15 protein-coding genes are annotated in these 16,340 nt (G+C 60.8%); 5 read left to right on the top strand and 10 right to left on the bottom strand.

Going from position 1 to position 16,340, the window contains the following annotated elements; all coding sequences use genetic code 11:
* Nucleotides 1-262 precede the first annotated feature (262 nt).
* On the bottom strand, nucleotides 263-3,331 hold the full coding sequence (locus D8U82_RS04170; protein WP_130901705.1) for an efflux RND transporter permease subunit: 3,069 nt from the start codon (nucleotides 3,329-3,331) through the stop codon (nucleotides 263-265).
* Nucleotides 3,332-3,337: 6 nt separating this feature from the next.
* Nucleotides 3,338-4,438, bottom strand: coding sequence for an efflux RND transporter periplasmic adaptor subunit (locus D8U82_RS04165; protein ID WP_130901704.1), 1,101 nt, complete (start codon nucleotides 4,436-4,438; stop codon nucleotides 3,338-3,340).
* Nucleotides 4,439-4,532: 94 nt separating this feature from the next.
* Here D8U82_RS04165 and D8U82_RS04160 point away from each other — a divergent pair, with 94 nt between their 5' ends.
* Complete coding sequence (locus tag D8U82_RS04160; RefSeq protein ID WP_024011757.1) at nucleotides 4,533-5,168, top strand: TetR/AcrR family transcriptional regulator; 636 nt, start codon at nucleotides 4,533-4,535, stop codon at nucleotides 5,166-5,168.
* Between the two features lie 107 nt (nucleotides 5,169-5,275).
* On the opposite strand, the gene D8U82_RS04155 is transcribed toward D8U82_RS04160, so the two are convergent.
* Nucleotides 5,276-6,055, bottom strand: a complete 780-nt coding sequence (locus tag D8U82_RS04155; RefSeq protein ID WP_177434110.1) for a class I SAM-dependent methyltransferase — start codon at nucleotides 6,053-6,055, stop codon at nucleotides 5,276-5,278.
* A 95-nt stretch (nucleotides 6,056-6,150) separates the two neighbouring features.
* On the opposite strand from D8U82_RS04155, the gene D8U82_RS04150 reads away from it, so the two are divergent.
* On the top strand, nucleotides 6,151-6,771 hold the full coding sequence (locus D8U82_RS04150) for an energy transducer TonB (protein ID WP_130901703.1): 621 nt from the start codon (nucleotides 6,151-6,153) through the stop codon (nucleotides 6,769-6,771).
* Nucleotides 6,772-6,774: 3 nt separating this feature from the next.
* Here D8U82_RS04150 and D8U82_RS04145 read toward each other — a convergent pair whose 3' ends face one another.
* The 7 genes from D8U82_RS04145 to ppc form a co-directional block, all read right to left on the bottom strand.
* Nucleotides 6,775-7,467 carry an extensin family protein gene (locus D8U82_RS04145; RefSeq protein WP_123443063.1) on the bottom strand — a complete coding sequence of 231 codons (693 nt, stop codon included), beginning with the start codon at nucleotides 7,465-7,467 and terminating at the stop codon, nucleotides 6,775-6,777.
* A 2-nt stretch (nucleotides 7,468-7,469) separates the two neighbouring features.
* Nucleotides 7,470-8,306 (bottom strand): isocitrate lyase/phosphoenolpyruvate mutase family protein, encoded by an 837-nt coding sequence (locus D8U82_RS04140; protein ID WP_130901702.1) that lies wholly within the window; start codon nucleotides 8,304-8,306, stop codon nucleotides 7,470-7,472.
* 31 nt (nucleotides 8,307-8,337) lie between these two features.
* Nucleotides 8,338-9,198, bottom strand: a complete 861-nt coding sequence (locus D8U82_RS04135) for a DUF72 domain-containing protein (protein WP_024011753.1) — start codon at nucleotides 9,196-9,198, stop codon at nucleotides 8,338-8,340.
* The gene (locus D8U82_RS04130; protein ID WP_042606956.1) at nucleotides 9,198-9,506 is read right to left on the bottom strand and encodes a hypothetical protein; all 309 of its coding nucleotides are present in this window, start codon (nucleotides 9,504-9,506) and stop codon (nucleotides 9,198-9,200) included. The genes D8U82_RS04135 and D8U82_RS04130 overlap by 1 nt, the downstream gene beginning before the upstream one ends.
* Before the next feature lie 244 nt (nucleotides 9,507-9,750).
* On the bottom strand, nucleotides 9,751-10,425 hold the full coding sequence (gene tsaB, locus D8U82_RS04120; protein ID WP_130901700.1) for a tRNA (adenosine(37)-N6)-threonylcarbamoyltransferase complex dimerization subunit type 1 TsaB: 675 nt from the start codon (nucleotides 10,423-10,425) through the stop codon (nucleotides 9,751-9,753).
* 95 nt (nucleotides 10,426-10,520) lie between these two features.
* Nucleotides 10,521-11,171 carry an adenylate kinase gene (adk, locus tag D8U82_RS04115; RefSeq protein ID WP_024011750.1) on the bottom strand — a complete coding sequence of 217 codons (651 nt, stop codon included), beginning with the start codon at nucleotides 11,169-11,171 and terminating at the stop codon, nucleotides 10,521-10,523.
* A gap of 300 nt (nucleotides 11,172-11,471) precedes the next feature.
* Nucleotides 11,472-14,102 carry a phosphoenolpyruvate carboxylase gene (gene ppc, locus D8U82_RS04110; protein ID WP_130901699.1) on the bottom strand — a complete coding sequence of 877 codons (2,631 nt, stop codon included), beginning with the start codon at nucleotides 14,100-14,102 and terminating at the stop codon, nucleotides 11,472-11,474.
* 213 nt (nucleotides 14,103-14,315) lie between these two features.
* On the opposite strand from ppc, the gene D8U82_RS04105 reads away from it, so the two are divergent.
* From D8U82_RS04105 to D8U82_RS04095, 3 genes are all read left to right on the top strand, one after another.
* Nucleotides 14,316-14,660 (top strand): hypothetical protein, encoded by a 345-nt coding sequence (locus tag D8U82_RS04105; protein WP_016771500.1) that lies wholly within the window; start codon nucleotides 14,316-14,318, stop codon nucleotides 14,658-14,660.
* Between the two features lie 378 nt (nucleotides 14,661-15,038).
* Nucleotides 15,039-15,443, top strand: coding sequence for a DUF4398 domain-containing protein (locus D8U82_RS04100; protein WP_024011747.1), 405 nt, complete (start codon nucleotides 15,039-15,041; stop codon nucleotides 15,441-15,443).
* A gap of 55 nt (nucleotides 15,444-15,498) precedes the next feature.
* On the top strand, nucleotides 15,499-16,287 hold the full coding sequence (locus tag D8U82_RS04095) for an OmpA family protein (RefSeq protein ID WP_024011746.1): 789 nt from the start codon (nucleotides 15,499-15,501) through the stop codon (nucleotides 16,285-16,287).
* Nucleotides 16,288-16,340: the final 53 nt, after the last annotated feature.

Genomic DNA, 16,340 nt, shown 5'->3' with positions numbered 1-16,340 from the left:
CAGACACAGCGGAAGGAGGTGCAGCGAAGCAAACCGTAGCCGCTGCGCCCGGATCAGTCCCGGAGCGAAGGAACCCGAGACTGCGAGGGCCGAACGTAGGAGCAAGCGTTTTGGGTTACCTTTTTGCTGGGCCGGCACTCCGGCGTTTGAAAAAGGTGACCCGCCGTAAGGGCGGAACCGTAATCAGCAACACCCACAGCAACGGATATTCACCCAAAACCCCAAGTCATGGTCGGCCCGAAGGCCGCCACGACAAAGAAACTCAACCCTCCCGACGAACCCTGAACCAGGCCGCATACAACGCCGGCAAAAACAACAGCGTCAGCGCAGTCGCAACAATCAACCCGCCCATGATCGCCACCGCCATCGGCCCGAAAAACACACTGCGCGACAGCGGAATCATCGCCAGCACAGCCGCCAGCGCCGTCAATACAATCGGCCTGAAGCGCCGAACCGTAGCCTCGATAATCGCCTGCCAAGGCTTAAGCCCCGATGCAATATCCTGCTCGATCTGATCGACCAGAATCACCGAATTGCGCATGATCATCCCGGACAACGCGATCGTCCCGAGCATCGCCACAAACCCGAACGGCTGGCGGAACACCATCAGAAACAACGTCACCCCGATCAAGCCCAACGGCGCCGTCAGAAACACCATCGCCGTACGCGAGAAACTGCGCAACTGCACCATCAGCAAGGTCAGCACCACGACAATGAACATCGGCACCCCGGCATTCACCGACTTCTGCCCGCGCTCGGAGTCCTCCACCGTGCCGCCGACATCCAGCAGATAACCATCGGGCAACTCAGCGCGAATCGGGTCCAGCGTCGGCATGATCTGTTTGACCAGCGTCGCCGGTTGCTCCTTGCCATAAATGTCAGCGCGTACGGTCACGTTCGGCAGGCGGTTGCGGTGCCAGATGATGCCTTCCTCGAAGCCGTATTCCAGCGTGGCAATCTGCGACAACGCCACACTGCGGCCGTTATCGGTCGGCACCGCGAGACTCGGCAATAACGACAACTCAGTGCGCTCATGCACGGTGCCGCGCAGCAGAATCTCGATCAACTCGTTGTCTTCGCGGTACTGGCTAACGGTCGAGCCGACCAGCGAACTCTGCAGGAATTTCGCCAGATTGGCGGTGCTCACACCGAGGGCGCGGGCGCGATCCTGATCAATGTTCAGATAAACAACTTTGCTCGGTTCTTCCCAGTCCAGATGCACGTTGACCACATGCGGATTCTCGCGAACCTTTGCTGCCACCTTGCGCGCCAACGCACGGACTTCTTCGATGTGCTCGCCAGTGACGCGGAACTGCACCGGATAGCCAACCGGCGGCCCGTTTTCCAAACGGGTGACCCGCGAACGCAGGGCCGGGAACTGTTCGTTGAGGGTTTCGATCAACCAGCTGCGCAGCGCTTCACGCTCTTCGATGGTTTTTGCCAACACCACGAACTGGGCAAAACTCGCCGCCGGCAGTTGCTGATCCAGCGGCAGGTAGAAACGCGGCGAGCCGGTGCCGACGTAGGCCACATAATTGTCGATGCCGGCGTGCTCCTTGAGCAGCGCTTCGAGGCGTTTGACTTCACTGGTGGTATTGGCCAGCGAAACACCTTCGGCCAGTTTCAGGTCGACCATCAACTCCAGCCGGTTCGAAGCCGGGAAGAACTGCTGCGGCACAAAGCGGAACAACATCACCGAGGCGATAAACAGGCCCACGGTGAGCACGATCACCGTCTTGCGATGGGCCACGCACCACTCCACCAGACGCCGGACGCGCTGATAGAACGGCGTCGCATACGGATCCGGTTGACCATCGCCAGTGCCGTGTTTTGCCGCGTGAATTTTCGCCAGATCCGGCAGGAGTTTTTCCCCCAGATACGGCACGAACATCACCGCCGCGACCCATGAGGCGAGCAAGGCAATGGTCACTACCTGGAAAATCGAACGGGTGTATTCGCCGGTGCCGGACTGCGCAGTGGCAATCGGCAGGAAGCCGGCGGCGGTGATCAGCGTGCCGGTGAGCATCGGGAATGCGGTGCTGGTCCAGGCGTAACTCGCCGCGCGAATGCGATCGAAGCCCTGCTCCATTTTGATCGCCATCATTTCCACGGCAATGATCGCGTCATCCACCAACAAGCCCAGCGCCAGCACCAGCGCACCGAGGGAAATCTTGTGCAGACCGATGCCGAGGTAATACATGCAGGCGAAGGTCATCGCCAGCACCAGCGGAATGGTCAGCGCGACGACCATGCCGGTGCGCACACCGAGGGAAAAGAAGCTCACCAGCAAGACGATCGCCAGCGCTTCGACCAACACCTGAACGAACTCGCCGACGCCGGTTTTTACCGCTGCCGGCTGATCGGACACCTTGCGCAAATGCATGCCGGCCGGGAGGTTTTTCTGAATGCGCGAAAACTCGCCTTCCAGCGCCTTGCCCAGGACGAGAATGTCGCCGCCGTCCTTCATCGCCACGGCCAGACCGATCGCGTCGTCGCCCATGAAACGCATGCGCGGCGCCGGTGGGTCGCTGAAACCGCGACGCACATCGGCAATATCGGAGATACGGAACGTACGATCGGCGACGCGGATCGGAAAGTTCTTTATCTCATCGACTGTCTGAAAATTCCCCGAGACGCGTAGCTGCAAGCGCTCGCTGCCGGTTTCGAAGAACCCCGCCGTGGATACCGCGTTCTGTTCCTCCAGCGCCTGCTGCACCGCCGCCAGCGGCAAGCCGAGGGTGGCGAGCTTGACGTTGGACAGCTCGACCCAGATTTTCTCGTCCTGCAGGCCGAGCAGTTCGACCTTGCCGACGTCCTTGACCCGCTGCAGCTGAATCTGGATGCGGTCGGCGTAATCCTTGAGCACGGCGTAGTCAAAACCGTCGCCGGTCAACGCATAGATATTGCCGAAGGTAGTGCCGAACTCATCGTTGAAGAACGGCCCCTGAATTCCCGGCGGCAAAGTCTGGCGGATATCGCCGACCTTCTTGCGCAATTGGTACCAGAGGTCGGGAATGTCCTTGGAGTGCATCGAATCGCGAGCAATGAAAGTGACCTGGGATTCACCGGGGCGTGAGAACGACATGATGCGTTCGTACTCGCCGGTTTCCATCAGCTTCTTTTCGATGCGTTCGGTGACCTGGCGCGAGACCTCCTGCGCGGTCGCACCGGGCCAGCGGGTCTGAATGACCATCGCCTTGAAGGTGAACGGCGGGTCTTCACTCTGGCCGAGTTTGGTGTAGGACAACGCGCCGACAACGGCGAGCAAAAGCATCAGGAACAGTACGATCTGGCGATTACGCAACGCCCATTCGGAGAGGTTGAAGCGCATCGGGGCTTACTCCTTGTTCGCCAGATTGACCACACGATTGGAGCGATCCACTGGTCGCACCTGCTGGCCGTCGAGCAATACGTGAACGCCGGCAGCCACCACCCAATCGCTGGCATTCAAGCCTTCGAGCACCGCTACGCTCTTCTCGCCGAACGGACCGACCCGTACCGGAGTTTTCTTCAACGTGTTGTTGCCGTTGACCACCCAGACGTAGGTCGCGCCGTTTTCAGCGGTCAGTGCGGAAAGCGGTATGGACAGCGAGACACTGTCAGCCGCTTGCACGAACACCCGGGCGCTCTGCCCCAGTTCAGCCGGGACTTTGCCGCTGGTGAACGAGATACGCGCAGCAAAAGTGCGTGAGCGCGGGTCGGCGGACGGCGACAACTCGCGGATCTGCCCGGCGAAGCGTTGATTCTGCTGTGCCCACAATTCCACGGTAACCGGCTGACCGACCTTGAAGCGGCCGAAGCTTTGCTCCGGCAGGCTGATCAATACTTCGCGCTCACCATCGGTGGCGAGGGTGAACACGGTTTGCCCGGCAGCGACCACCTGACCGACTTCCACCGAACGCTTGGCCACCACACCATCCTGCGGCGCACGCAGCACCGCGTAACTGGCTTGGTTGGTCGAAACGTTGAATTCGGCTTTGATTTGTTTAAGGCGGGCTTCGCCGGAGCGATATAGATTTTCGGCGTTGTCGTAGGCCGAGCGGCTGACCATCTGCCGATCCATCAGGGTTTTATAGCGATCGCGCTCGGCGCGGACCAGGTTCAGATTGGCCTCGGCGGCGGCGACCTGCGCGCGGGTGGCTTCCAGTTGCAGGCGCACATCCTGCGGATCGAGTTCGGCCAAGGGCTGATCGGCTTTGACGCGCTGGCCTTCGTCGACCAGTCGTCGGCTGACTTTGCCGCCGATGCGGAATGCCAGATCAGGCTCATAACGGGCACGCACCTCGCCCGGATAACTCTCCATCGCCTGCGCCGAAGGCTCGGGCTGTACCACCATGGCCGGGCGTACGGTGACTTTGGTCCCCTCTTCCTGACCGCACGCCGATAACAGGAACGCCAGACTGACTGGCACGGCAAAGGACAACGCATGGCGGAACATGGTGACGGACCTTTCGCGAATGAGGCTTGGAATATTTATACTGGCGGGTATGGTATTAATAGCAAACTCACCAGTCCAGTATTAAAAGCGAAGAATGTCGAACAATCTTTCAGCTCCAAACGGCCCGGGCCGCCCCAAGGATCTGGCCAAGCGCCAGGCGATCCTCGATGCGGCGAAAACCCTGTTTCTCTGCCATGGCTACGCCAACACCAGCATGGACGCGGTTGCCAGCGAGGCCGGCGTGTCGAAGCTGACGGTCTACAGCCATTTCAACGACAAGGAGACGCTGTTCTCTGCCGCCGTCGTCGCGAAATGCGAAGAACAATTGCCACCGCTGTTCTTCGAATTGCCGGACGGCATCGCGGTGGAAAATGTATTGCTGAACATTGCCCGGGGCTTCCACCAACTGATCAATAGCGATGAATCGGTAAACCTGCATCGTTTGATCATGGCGCTGGGCAGTCAGGACCCGAAGCTGTCGCTGATCTTCTTCGAGGCCGGCCCAGAGCGCGTGGTCAACGGCATGGAAGGTCTCCTGGCGAAAATCCATGCAACCGGCGCGCTGAGCATCGATCAGCCACGCAACGCCGCCGAGCACTTCTTCTGCCTGATCAAAGGGGCGGGAAATTTTCGTTTGTTGTACGGCTGCGGCGAGCCGCTGACTGGAGAAGCAGCGGAACGGCATGTGCGGGAGGTGGTGGGGTTGTTTATGAGGGCGTACAAACCCTGACAGTTTTGCGGTGCTTGTGCAGACCGCTTCGCGAGCAGGCTCGCTCCCACACTGGAATGCATTTCAATTGTGGGAGCGAGCCTGCTCGCGAATGGGGCGACGCGCTCTCAGGGTTTGAGCGCTTTCTTCGGATAAATGTCATACCGGCTCGATTTGCCATCCAGCGCATGGCTCGGTTTCGGCCCTTCGATGCACGGTGCCTTGCGCGGGCGCTTCACCACCACCCGGTGCGTGGCCAGTGCCAGTGCGGCTTCAAGCAGGGCCGGGGCATCCGGATCATCACCGACCAGCGGGCGGAACAGGCGCATCTCTTTTTTCACCAGCGCGGTTTTCTCGCGATGCGGGAACATCGGGTCGAGATAAATCACCTGCGGCGCCTCCCCTTCCCAACTGCGCATCACTTCGATGGAGTTGCCCTTTAGCAATTTCATCCGCGCCACGATCGGCGCTACATCGAAATCTTCTGCCGCTCGGGCCAAGCCATCCTCAAGCAGTGCGCCGATCAGCGGCTGGCGCTCGATCAGGCTCATTTCACAACCGAGACTGGCCAACACAAACGCGTCCTTGCCCAGCCCCGCCGTGGCATCGAGGACGCGCGGGCGCACGCCTTGGGCGATGCCGACCGCTTTAGCGATCATCTGCCCGCTGCCGCCGCCATACAAACGACGATGAGCCGCACCGCCCTCGACAAAGTCGACCCGCACCGGCCCCGGGGCGTCCGGGCCAAGCTGCTGCAACTGCAAACCCTGCTCGCCGACCTGCAAGGCGAACTCACCGTCGGCCTCGCCGAGCGGCAGGCCGAGACGTTCGGCCCAGTGTGCGGCTTGCGTTTGAAACGCTGGGGCGAGGGCCTGGACAAGGATGCGGCAGGCCGCGGGTGACTCGATCATGAAAAAACGCTCAAAAAAGTTAAGGATCGACAAAAACCGCCGATAAACCATTCAACGCGCATTTTGCCAGAGCTGAGCGTCAACCGAAAAAAATGTCAGGCATTCTTCCCACATCGATTGGCTACGTTTCGCCCCATGGCGACTTCAGCCGTCATAACACTCAAGCACTGAGCGGCGTCAGTCACCTGTGGCAGGATTTCTTTGCCCAGGCCCTGGCCGAACAGACGAGTGAAGTGGTGCCTGCCTGTGGCACGTTTCCACCGGTTGACCTGAACAGCCCGGAAGAACCAACCGTTGGCAGCGAGCTGCACGCGCACATCGTCAGCCAGCGTGAGTGCGATGTGGTCGAAACCCAGGTTCGCCCGCCAGAGCCACTGTTCCTGCCGATCGCCGAGTTCGAAATGGAGCTGCTGGACAAGCCGTTCCCACCGTTCCTGCCAGAAGAACTCAAAGCCCAGCAAGAGCAACAGGATTTCGACAGCAGCTGGGTACGCCCGATTGTGATCAACAATGGCCAGCCACTGCCGGAGCCAGGCCCTGCTCCGCAGAAACGTCCGTTGTACCTGCCGATCGCCGAGTTCGACCTGGACTTGCTGCAGAAGCCTTACCCGCCGTTCCCGCCGGAAGAAATCGTCGAGCAACAGAAAGCCCTGGACTTCGATAATGGCTGGGCGCGCCCGATCGTTCTGCAGAACCTGCGCCTCGCCGCCTGATCCTCAGCGACACACGCTCCAGCGCCCGACATCGACATGAAAGTGATTGCGATGAGCGGCGTTGTAATCCGGGCTCAACACCACACTGAATGACTCGCAGGCGCCGTCACGCAGCTGGCGCAGAAACTCTGCATCCTGATTCTGCTTGGGCCAATCCTTGAGCACGCTGATCGTGCGTCCGTCAGCCAGGCGGAAACCAGCGATGTCCAGCGCGTCGGCACTCGCATGTCGGCTGAGAGCGCCGCTCTCACGGTTGTAGACATTGCGACAGGCGAAGCTGCCGAGGTGATCGACCCGCGCCACTTTCTGTCCATAAAGCGATTGCGCCGCCGGTTGCAGGGTGTGGTGTTCAAACATTGCGTAGGCCACCGCCAGCGGGCAACTGGCGATGAAACTGCTGCTCAGCGCCACTTCACCGCCCTGCACCCGCAGAGCAGCGATCAGCGGACACTTGGCGCCCGGGCTGTCGGCCTGGGGGCTGACGCGCAGATCCGAGCTGCTCAGCGCCTGTGCGCAAAGCTCGGGATCACTGCGCAGGCGCATGAGTTTGTAACCGGTCAGCCAGTTGGGCGCGGCTTTTATGTCCAATGGCGCCCACGGGTTCCACTGCGGCGGCACCTCCAGCCAGCCGCGCCAGACACTCACCGCTGCGCCACCCATCGCGAGCAACACCCCCCAGAACAGCCAACGTCCCATGCTCAGTCCTTGAAAAATTGATTGGCCTTGGCATAAGGCATCGACTGTGACGTGAAGCCAAAGGTGCCGGATTGCTGGATTTCTTCAGCTGCGCGGAAGAACTCGCCGAACGCCGCCAGCGCCAGTGCCGAGCCGGTGCTGATGCGGCGTACGCCCAGTTCCTCGAGCTGTTGCACGGTCAGTTTCAAACCGCCAGACATCAGCACATTGACCGGTTTCGGCGCCACCGCTTGCACCACTGCACGCACTTCTTCGGCGCTGCGCAAACCCGGTGCATAGAGCACGTCGGCACCCGCCGCGGCAAATGCCTGCAAACGGCGAATGGTGTCGTCGAGATCGGGATTACCGTGCAGGTAATTTTCGGCGCGAGCCGTGAGGATGAAGGGAAACGGCAGGGTGCGCACCGCCGCGACGGCGGCTTCAATCCGCGCCACGGCGTGTTCGAAGCAATAGATCGGCGCGTCCGGACGGCCCGTAGCGTCCTCGATCGACCCGCCCACCGCGCCCGCCTCGGCGGCACGCAGAAGGCTCTGCGCAGACTCCAGCGGATCATCGGCAAAGCCGTTTTCCAGGTCCACCGCCACCGGCAGATCCGTCGCCGCGACAATCGCGCGGACATTGGCCAGGGTCTCGTCGAGACTCAACGCGCCATCAACCTTGCCTTGGGAAAACGCGTAACCGGCGCTGGTAGTGGCCAAGGCCTGATAGCCGAGACTGGCGAGCATCTTCGCCGAGCCGGCATCCCACGGATTGGGGATGACGAAGATCCCCTGGCGATCATGCAGGGCCTTGAAGGCTTGGGCTTTGAGGAGTTGCTGTTGACTGACTTGGACGTTCATCGACGCGCTCCCGGGCAGAAAAAAACCCGCCTCAGAGCAAGCCAAGCTGCTCGGCGGCGGGTTCTCTGTATAGCTCAGGCAGCGCGGGCAAGCCAGGCAAACGTTGCATCAGTTGTGCGTGAAAACGTTGCGCCAGTTTCGCTGCCAACAGGTTGTCGGCAGTATGCAGAAAGACGTAGGGCGTGCGGCCCTCTTCGATCCATTCAGCGACTTTCGCCACCCACGGCACAAGAAACGCATCGTTGGCCTCGAGCTCGGGATGTCCGATGAAGCGCACCTGTGGAAACTGCGTGAACGCCGCCGGACGGGTCGGTACACGCGGTTTTTTGGACTGCGCGTGGATCACCGAGGACTCGGTCGACAAGCAGCTGAACAGCGCGCGCGGGTCGAGACAGATGCGCTCGACACCGCGATCCAGCAACAGACGATTGAGCAGACGCTCGCTCTCGCCCTTGGCGAAGAACTGTTCATTGCGCACCTCGACCGCAAGCGGGCAATCCAGCGCATCGATAAACGCCGCGAGCTCCGGCAGACGCTGCGGCGTGAAGCTTTTCGACAGTTGCAGCCACAGCGGCGAAACACGTTCGCCTAACGGCTTGAGTAATTGCAGGAAGGTTTCGGCAGCGGTCAGTTGCTCGCGCAGGTCGCCGCTGTGGCTGATGTCGCCGGGGAATTTGGCAGTGAAGCGAAAGTGCGCCGGCATGATCTCGGCCCAGCGCTGCACAGTGGCTGGCGACGGACTGGCGTAGAAGGTGGTGTTGCCTTCGACGGCGTTGAACACCTGGCAGTAGAGAGCGAGAAAGTCGGAGGTTTTTGCGTCTACCGGATACAGATACTCGCGCCAGGCATTTTCGCTCCAGGACGGGCAACCGAGGTAGTAAGGCAGATCCATCAGATATACAGATCGAGGCCCAGCACGTCTGCGTCCCAATCGACAAAACCGGCGGTGCTCAGGTAGCTGGCCAAGGCCATGGCTACGCTTTTCTTCATCGCGCGGTGGTAGATCATGTCTTGTTGACGGGCAGGCAGATTGCTCAGGCGTTGCGCGGTGGCTTGAGCGGCACGAGCGGCCATCTGCTCTTCGCTCGGGAATTCCAGCTCGCCGTCGATGATGTCGACGGATTCATCCAGCGCCGCATTGCCTTTACGCGGCTTGCGCTTGATGGGGTAGGACTGAGTGGAAACGCCGTCTATACGCATAATGTCATGCTCGGTATCAATGATGGCAATTTAGCGGCACTTGACCGACTTAGCAAACCGCCGAGTGATAACTAGAACACATAAAGCGCAAAAGGTTTTAAGCGAGGGGGCAGAAACTGACGATTGGCGATATTTGTATGTGACCAGCGAACCTGCTCGCGAAGGGGCCAGCACATTCAACACATGCATTGACTGACCAGAAGCCCTCGCGAGCAGGCTCGCTCCCTCAGGAGAAAGTGTCGTATCAGCGGGCTTTCGGGGTGGCGACTTTATCGCGCAGGTAGACCGGCTGGGCGTCATCTGCCGGGATCGCCTCACCGCGCTCCCAGGCGAAACGCGCCAGGGTCAACAGGTCTTCGGCGTGGGGCAGCATGCCGGCGTCAGAGCCGCTCAGATTGACCGCGATGCGCTCACCATAACTCCAACCGGTACCGGCACCGAACCAATCGCCATTGGCGTCAGCCGGCAGCGCGGCGACTTCCGGTGGTAGAACGGCTTCGGCACCAACCAGACGCATCTCCCCCGCCGTCTCGCGGTAGCAGCCCCAATACACTTCATCCATCCGCGCATCGATGGCGGCTGCCACCTGGCTTGCGCCATGTTCACGAAAGCCACGCTGTGCCAGCACGGCAAGGCTGGATACCGGCAACACCGGACGATCCAAAGCAAAGGCCAAACCCTGCACCACACCAATGGCAATGCGCACACCGGTGAACGCGCCCGGGCCACGGCCGAAGGCAATCGCGTCGACCGCTTGCAATGTGGTGCCGGCATCGGCGAGCAATTGCTGGATCATCGGCAGCAGCTTCTGCGCATGCAGACGCGGGATCACCTCGTAATGGCTCGTGACCTTGCCGTCATGCAGCAAGGCAACGGAGCAAGCTTCAGTCGCGGTGTCCAGGGCCAGCAAGGTGCTCATCGATGTTTCCAAAACAGGGGTGGGGAAAAAAGTGCGTCAGTATAAACAACTACGGCCCGCAAGCGGGCCGTGGATGATGCAGCCGATCAGACTTTTCAGCTCAGCGCGGCCAGCACCTTGGCGGTGATTGCATCGACCGAACCCACGCCTTCGATGTGGCTGTACTTTGGCTTACCGCCGTTGTTGGCGGAAAGGTTTTTATAGAAATCCACCAGCGGTTTGGTCTGCGAATGGTAGACCGACAGGCGATGACGCACGGTTTCTTCGGTGTCGTCCTTGCGCTGCACCAGCTCTTCACCGGTGATGTCGTCCTTGCCAGCCAGTTTCGGCGGGTTGTAGACGATGTGGTAAACGCGGCCGCTGGCTTCGTGAACACGGCGACCGGCGATGCGCTGAACGATCTCTTCGTCTTCTACAGCGATCTCGACCACGGCATCCAGCTCGACGCCGGCAGTGACCAGTGCTTCAGCCTGCGGAATGGTGCGCGGGAAGCCATCGAACAGGAAACCGTTGGCGCAATCAGGTTGAGCGATGCGGTCCTTGACCAGCGCGATGATCAGGTCATCCGACACCAGGCCGCCGGCATCCATGATGCTCTTGGCTTGCACGCCCAGTGGAGTGCCAGCCTTGACCGCAGCACGCAGCATGTCGCCGGTGGAGATTTGCGGAATGCCGAATTTCTCGGTGATGAACTTTGCCTGAGTACCTTTACCGGCCCCGGGAGCTCCCAGCAGAATGACGCGCATCGATGTGCTCCTCAATTTTTTATATAAAAGCTTTACAAAACAAAGGATTCGCTCGTAACCGGCGGATCCTGAAAATACGGGTCGTGGCCGCACAAACGGCCAAAGGCTGATCAAGATACACAGCAGGCTGCGCCCACACAAGACGCCAAAAGTCGGAGAAACCGACGCCCGCCGTGACCTCTCGACGCGGTAACCCAAGTCGCAACCCCTACATTAACTGTCGCCTCGCGGCACTTTCCTACAGCAGGAGAAGCGGCATCCGACCCTCATCGCGAATGCCGCCAGAGGTGCTCAGCAACCTTAGCCGGTATTGCGCAATCCGGCGGCAATCCCCGCCACAGACACCAGCAGCGCCTGTTCCACCGGGCTGCCCTGCTCGACATCCTGCTGCCGCGAACGCGCCAACAGTTCCGCCTGCAATAGATGCAGCGGGTCGAGGTAGGTGTTGCGCAAGCGGATGAATTCGAGGGTGTCCGGGCTGTGCGCCAGCAGCTGCGACTGCCCGGTCAGGCCCAGTACCACCGAGCACGCCTGCGACAATAGGTCGCGTAACTGCGCGCCCAACGGCAGCAGATCGGCTTCGACCAAACGTTCGTCATAGGACTGCGCGATATCCGCGTCGGCCTTGGCCAAGACCATTTCCAGCATGTCGATACGAGTGCGGAAGAACGGCCACTGTTCGCGCATCTGCCCCAGCAACTCACCTTCGCCGCGCTCCAGCGCTTTGCTCAGCGCAGTCTCCCAGCCCAGCCAGGCCGGCAGCATCAATCGGGTTTGGGTCCAGCCGAAAATCCACGGAATTGCCCGCAGGCTTTCGATACCGCCGGCACGGCGTTTGGCCGGGCGACTGCCGAGCGGCAACCGTCCGAGCTCCTGCTCCGGGGTCGATTGACGGAAGTACTCAACGAATTGCGGATTTTCCCGCACCACCTGGCGGTAAGCGCTGACACCGTCCGCCGCCAATTCGTCCATCAGATGGCGCCATTCAGGCGTCGGCGGCGGCGGTGGCAACAAGGTCGCTTCGAGCACGGCGGCCAGATACAGATTAAGGTTTTGCTCGGCGATGTCCGGCAGGCCGAATTTGAAACGAATCATTTCGCCCTGTTCGGTAGTCCGGAAACGCCCGGCCACCGAACCCGGTGGTTGCGAGAGAATCGCCGCGTGCGCCGGACCGCCGCCACGGCCAACGGTGCCGCCGCGACCGTGGAACAGCAGCAGTTCGACTTGCTGCTCACGGCAGATTTCCACCAGTCGTTCCTGCGCCCGATATTGGGCCCACGCCGCAGCGGTGGTGCCGGCATCCTTGGCCGAGTCGGAATAGCCGATCATCACTTCCTGCGGGCCGTGCAAACGCGCGCGATAGCCAGGCAACAGCAGCAGACGTTCCATCACCGGCCCGGCGTTGTCGAGGTCGGCGAGGGTTTCGAACAGCGGCACCACGCGCATCGGCCGCAGTACACCGGATTCCTTGAGCAGCAGTTGCACCGCTAGCACATCGGAAGCGGCGCCGGCCATGGAGATCACGTAGGAGCCCAGCGACGCAGCGGGTGCGGCGGCGATTTCCTTGCAGGTGTTGAGCACTTCGGCGGTGTCGGCCGATGGTTTGAAATGCGCGGGCAGCAACGGTCGACGGTTGCTCAGCTCCTCGGTGAGGAAGTTGATGCGCTGTTCTTCATCCCAATCTTCGTAGCGGCCGAGGCCGAGGTAATCGGTGATTTCGGTCATTGCCGAGCTGTGCCGCGTCGAATCCTGACGCACATCGAGGCGCACCAGGAACAGGCCGAACGTCACCGCCCGACGCAGGCAGTCGAGCAACGGCCCGTCGGCGATGACGCCCATGCCGCAATCGTGCAGCGAGTTGAAACACAACTGCAAAGGCTCGAGCAGGTCGCGATTATCGTGCAGCACATCGGCGGTGGCCGGGGTCGGCGCGGTCAACGCGGCATGCGCCCAGTTGCGTGTGGCGCGCAGGCGTTCGCGCAGTTGCTTGAGCACCGCGCGATACGGTTCGGCACTGTCGCCGGCCTTGGCCTTCAGCGCGTCGCTGGCCTGCTGCATCGACAGTTCGGCAGCAAGGTGATCGACGTCGCGCAGGTACAAGTCAGCGGCCATCCAGCGCGCCAGCAGCAAGACTTCACGAGTGACGGCGGCGGTGACATTGGGGTTGCCGTCACGGTCGCCGCCCATCCATGAGGCGAAGCGGATCGGCGCGGCTTCCAGCGGCAAGCGCAGACCCGTGGCGGCGAACAGCGCCTGATCGGCCTTGCGCATATGGTTGGGGATCGCCTGCCACAACGAATGCTCGATCACCGCAAAGCCCCATTTGGCTTCATCGACCGGCGTCGGGCGGGTGCGGCGGATTTCTTCGGTGTGCCAGGCTTCGGCGATCAGCCGCTGCAGTTTGCTCTGGATCTGCTCGCGCTCGGCGCTGGTCAGGTCGCGATGATCCTGCGCGGCGAGTTGCGCGGCGATGGCGTCGTACTTCTGGATCAACGTGCGTCGCGCCACTTCGGTCGGGTGCGCGGTCAGCACCAGTTCGATTTCCAGCCGCGCCAGTTGCCGGGCCAGAGATTCGGCGCTGTGCCCTTCGCTGCGCAGGCGCGCGAGCAGTTCCGGCAACACCCGCGACTCGAACGGCGCCGGTTGCGACTCCTCGCGGCGATGGATCAGCTGATACTGCTCGGCAATGTTGGCCAGGTTGAGAAACTGATTGAACGCCCGCGCGACCGGGAGCAATTCGTCTTCGCTCAATTGATTGAGGCTGGCGCTCAGTTCAGCGTCCATCGAGCCGCGCCGGTCGGCCTTGGCGCCTTTGCGAATCTGCTCGATCTTGTCGAGGAACGCCTCGCCGTACTGGTCTCGAATGGTGTTGCCCAACAGCTCTCCGAGCAGGTGAACATCTTCGCGCAAGCGTGCATCAATATCGGTCATCAGCAGTTCTCCAGCGGTAATCGGGGACAGCGCAGAAACGAATGCTTTGCCAGAGAGTGCCGCTCTGCGCCGCTTCTTACAAGCAGGCGACGAATTGACTTTAAACCTTGCCGGCGAAAGCTAGTCTCAACAGTAAGCCGTACGACGGCCCGCCGCCGGCGCTGCCGGACACTCACCCAGGCCTGCCATCAGCAGGCGCTAAATGAGGTCATCATGAAAATTCGTGAACTCGCCCAGCATTGGGAAGAAAACGCCAAAGGTCGCCTGACCGACACCGGCTACACGATTCATCTGGACGTCGAGGCCGCCGCGCGCCTGGCGGCAATTGCCGAGATGTATCCCAAACGTCATCCCGAGGAACTGCTCGGCGAACTGATCGGCGCCGCGCTTGAGGAGTTCGAAGCGAGCCTGCCCTATGTGAAGGGTTCGACGGTGGTGGCGACCGATGAGGAAGGTGATCCGTTGTATGAGGATGTCGGCCCGACGCCGCGTTTTCTGGCGTTGTCGCGGCGGCATCTGCATGATTTGTCCTCGGCTGAGAACAAGCAGAAACACTGATTCGACACAGGTCAAACCGTGGGAGCGAGCCTGCTCGCAAATGCGGATTTTCATTCAGCATTTGCGCTGACTGACACATCGCATTCGCGAGCAGGCTTGCTCCCACATGGGCTGTATTCCAGTTCGAAAATTGGTTTATCGACGGACAAATCTACACCCGCGCGTACCGCTCCAAACCGCCAAAGTTCCCGTCCCAGAGCCTTGTCCAAACGGTCAATTTAATTTTTGGCGATAGGCCATCTTTTCTGAACTTTTCAAAAATGCCGCCGGTCGGAACAGGTAACCACGCCTGGAACGAGCGTTTCAATTCGCGTCTACAAGCGATGCTTTCGCCTCCTCTGCCAGGATGGATTCAGTTGTATTTTCAGGAGATGCCTAATGGAGTTGAAGACCATGAAAACCCAAACCTCGTTTTCCCACCTGCGCGGTCTGAAACTGGCCGCTCTGGCCATCGGCACCAGCTTCGTACTGGCCGGTTGCGCCGGTAATCCTCCGACCGAGCAGTACGCCGTCACCCAATCGGCCGTCAACAGCGCCGTCAGCGCTGGCGGTACCGAGTTCGCTGCGGTGGAAATGAAGCAGGCTCAGGACAAGCTGAAACAAGCTGAAATCGCCATGCACGACAAGAAGTATGACGAGGCCCGTCGCCTGTCCGAACAGGCTGAATGGGACGCTCGCGTCGCTGAACGCAAGGCTCAGGCCGCCAAGGCCGAACAGGCTGTGAAGGATTCCCAGAAAGGTGTTCAGGAACTGCGTCAGGAAAGCCAGCGCACTGTGCAGTAAGCGCGCATCCCGACCGCAAAGCTGAAACTCTTACCGATAGAAAGGACGACAAATTATGCGTAAGCAACTGATGATTCCCGCTCTTCTGGCCGCAAGCGTTGCACTGGCTGCCTGCTCCACCCCGCCTAACCCGAACCTGGAACAGGCGCGCACCAACTACGCCGGCCTGCAGGCCAACCCACAGGCGAGCAAAGTCGCGGCACTGGAAACCAAAGACGCCAGCGATTACCTGGACAAGGCCGACAAGGCTTATCTGGACAAGGAAGACGCCGCCAAGGTTGACCAACTGGCTTACCTGACCAACCAGCGCGTCGAAGTGGCCAAGCAGACCATCGCTCTGCGCACCGCTGAAAACAACCTGAAAAACGCCGCAGCCCAACGTGCCCAGGCCCGTCTGGATGCCCGTGACCAGCAGATCAAACAGCTGCAGGACAGCCTCAACGCCAAGCAGACCGATCGCGGTACGCTGGTGACTTTCGGTGACGTGCTGTTCGCCACCAACAAGGCTGATCTGAAATCCAGCGGCCTGGTGAACATCAACAAACTGGCGCAATTCCTTCAGGAAAACCCGGATCGCAAAGTGATCGTCGAGGGTTACACCGACAGCACCGGCACCGCGAGCTACAACCAGTCGCTGTCCGAGCGCCGCGCAACTTCCGTGCAGATGGCTCTGATCAAGATGGGCGTCGATCCTTCGCGCATCGTCGCTCAGGGTTATGGCAAGGAGTACCCGGTAGCGGATAACGGCAGCGTCTCGGGCCGTGCGATGAACCGTCGTGTGGAAGTGACCATTTCCAACGACAACCAGCCAGTAGCACCGCGTTCTTCGGTGAGCTCGAACTAAGCTTCACCCGGTAACGCAAAAGCCCCGCCTGACTTGATCAGGCGGGGCTTTTT

This window comes from Pseudomonas sp. Sample_23, assembly GCF_004307595.1.
GTDB classification, from domain to species: Bacteria; Pseudomonadota; Gammaproteobacteria; order Pseudomonadales; family Pseudomonadaceae; genus Aquipseudomonas; species Aquipseudomonas atacamensis.
Note: the sequence above shows the minus strand (reverse complement) of the source record. Positions and strands in the feature narration are given on the sequence as shown.

Bases quoted from the DNA above. Each gene is read 5' to 3' on its own strand.
- D8U82_RS04165 (WP_130901704.1), bottom strand. From the start codon at position 4,438: ATGTTCCGCCATGCGTTGTCCTTTGCCGTGCCAGTCAGTCTGGCGTTC.
- D8U82_RS04170 (WP_130901705.1), bottom strand. From the start codon at position 3,331: ATGCGCTTCAACCTCTCCGAATGGGCGTTGCGTAATCGCCAGATCGTA.
- ppc (WP_130901699.1), bottom strand. From the start codon at position 14,102: ATGACCGATATTGATGCACGCTTGCGCGAAGATGTTCACCTGCTCGGA.
- D8U82_RS04150 (WP_130901703.1), top strand. From the start codon at position 6,151: ATGTCAGGCATTCTTCCCACATCGATTGGCTACGTTTCGCCCCATGGC.
- D8U82_RS04105 (WP_016771500.1), top strand. From the start codon at position 14,316: ATGAAAATTCGTGAACTCGCCCAGCATTGGGAAGAAAACGCCAAAGGT.
- D8U82_RS04095 (WP_024011746.1), top strand. From the start codon at position 15,499: ATGCGTAAGCAACTGATGATTCCCGCTCTTCTGGCCGCAAGCGTTGCA.
- D8U82_RS04135 (WP_024011753.1), bottom strand. From the start codon at position 9,198: ATGGATCTGCCTTACTACCTCGGTTGCCCGTCCTGGAGCGAAAATGCC.
- tsaB (WP_130901700.1), bottom strand. From the start codon at position 10,425: ATGAGCACCTTGCTGGCCCTGGACACCGCGACTGAAGCTTGCTCCGTT.
- D8U82_RS04130 (WP_042606956.1), bottom strand. From the start codon at position 9,506: ATGCGTATAGACGGCGTTTCCACTCAGTCCTACCCCATCAAGCGCAAG.
- D8U82_RS04140 (WP_130901702.1), bottom strand. From the start codon at position 8,306: ATGAACGTCCAAGTCAGTCAACAGCAACTCCTCAAAGCCCAAGCCTTC.
- D8U82_RS04160 (WP_024011757.1), top strand. From the start codon at position 4,533: ATGTCGAACAATCTTTCAGCTCCAAACGGCCCGGGCCGCCCCAAGGAT.
- D8U82_RS04100 (WP_024011747.1), top strand. From the start codon at position 15,039: ATGGAGTTGAAGACCATGAAAACCCAAACCTCGTTTTCCCACCTGCGC.
- adk (WP_024011750.1), bottom strand. From the start codon at position 11,171: ATGCGCGTCATTCTGCTGGGAGCTCCCGGGGCCGGTAAAGGTACTCAG.
- D8U82_RS04145 (WP_123443063.1), bottom strand. From the start codon at position 7,467: ATGGGACGTTGGCTGTTCTGGGGGGTGTTGCTCGCGATGGGTGGCGCA.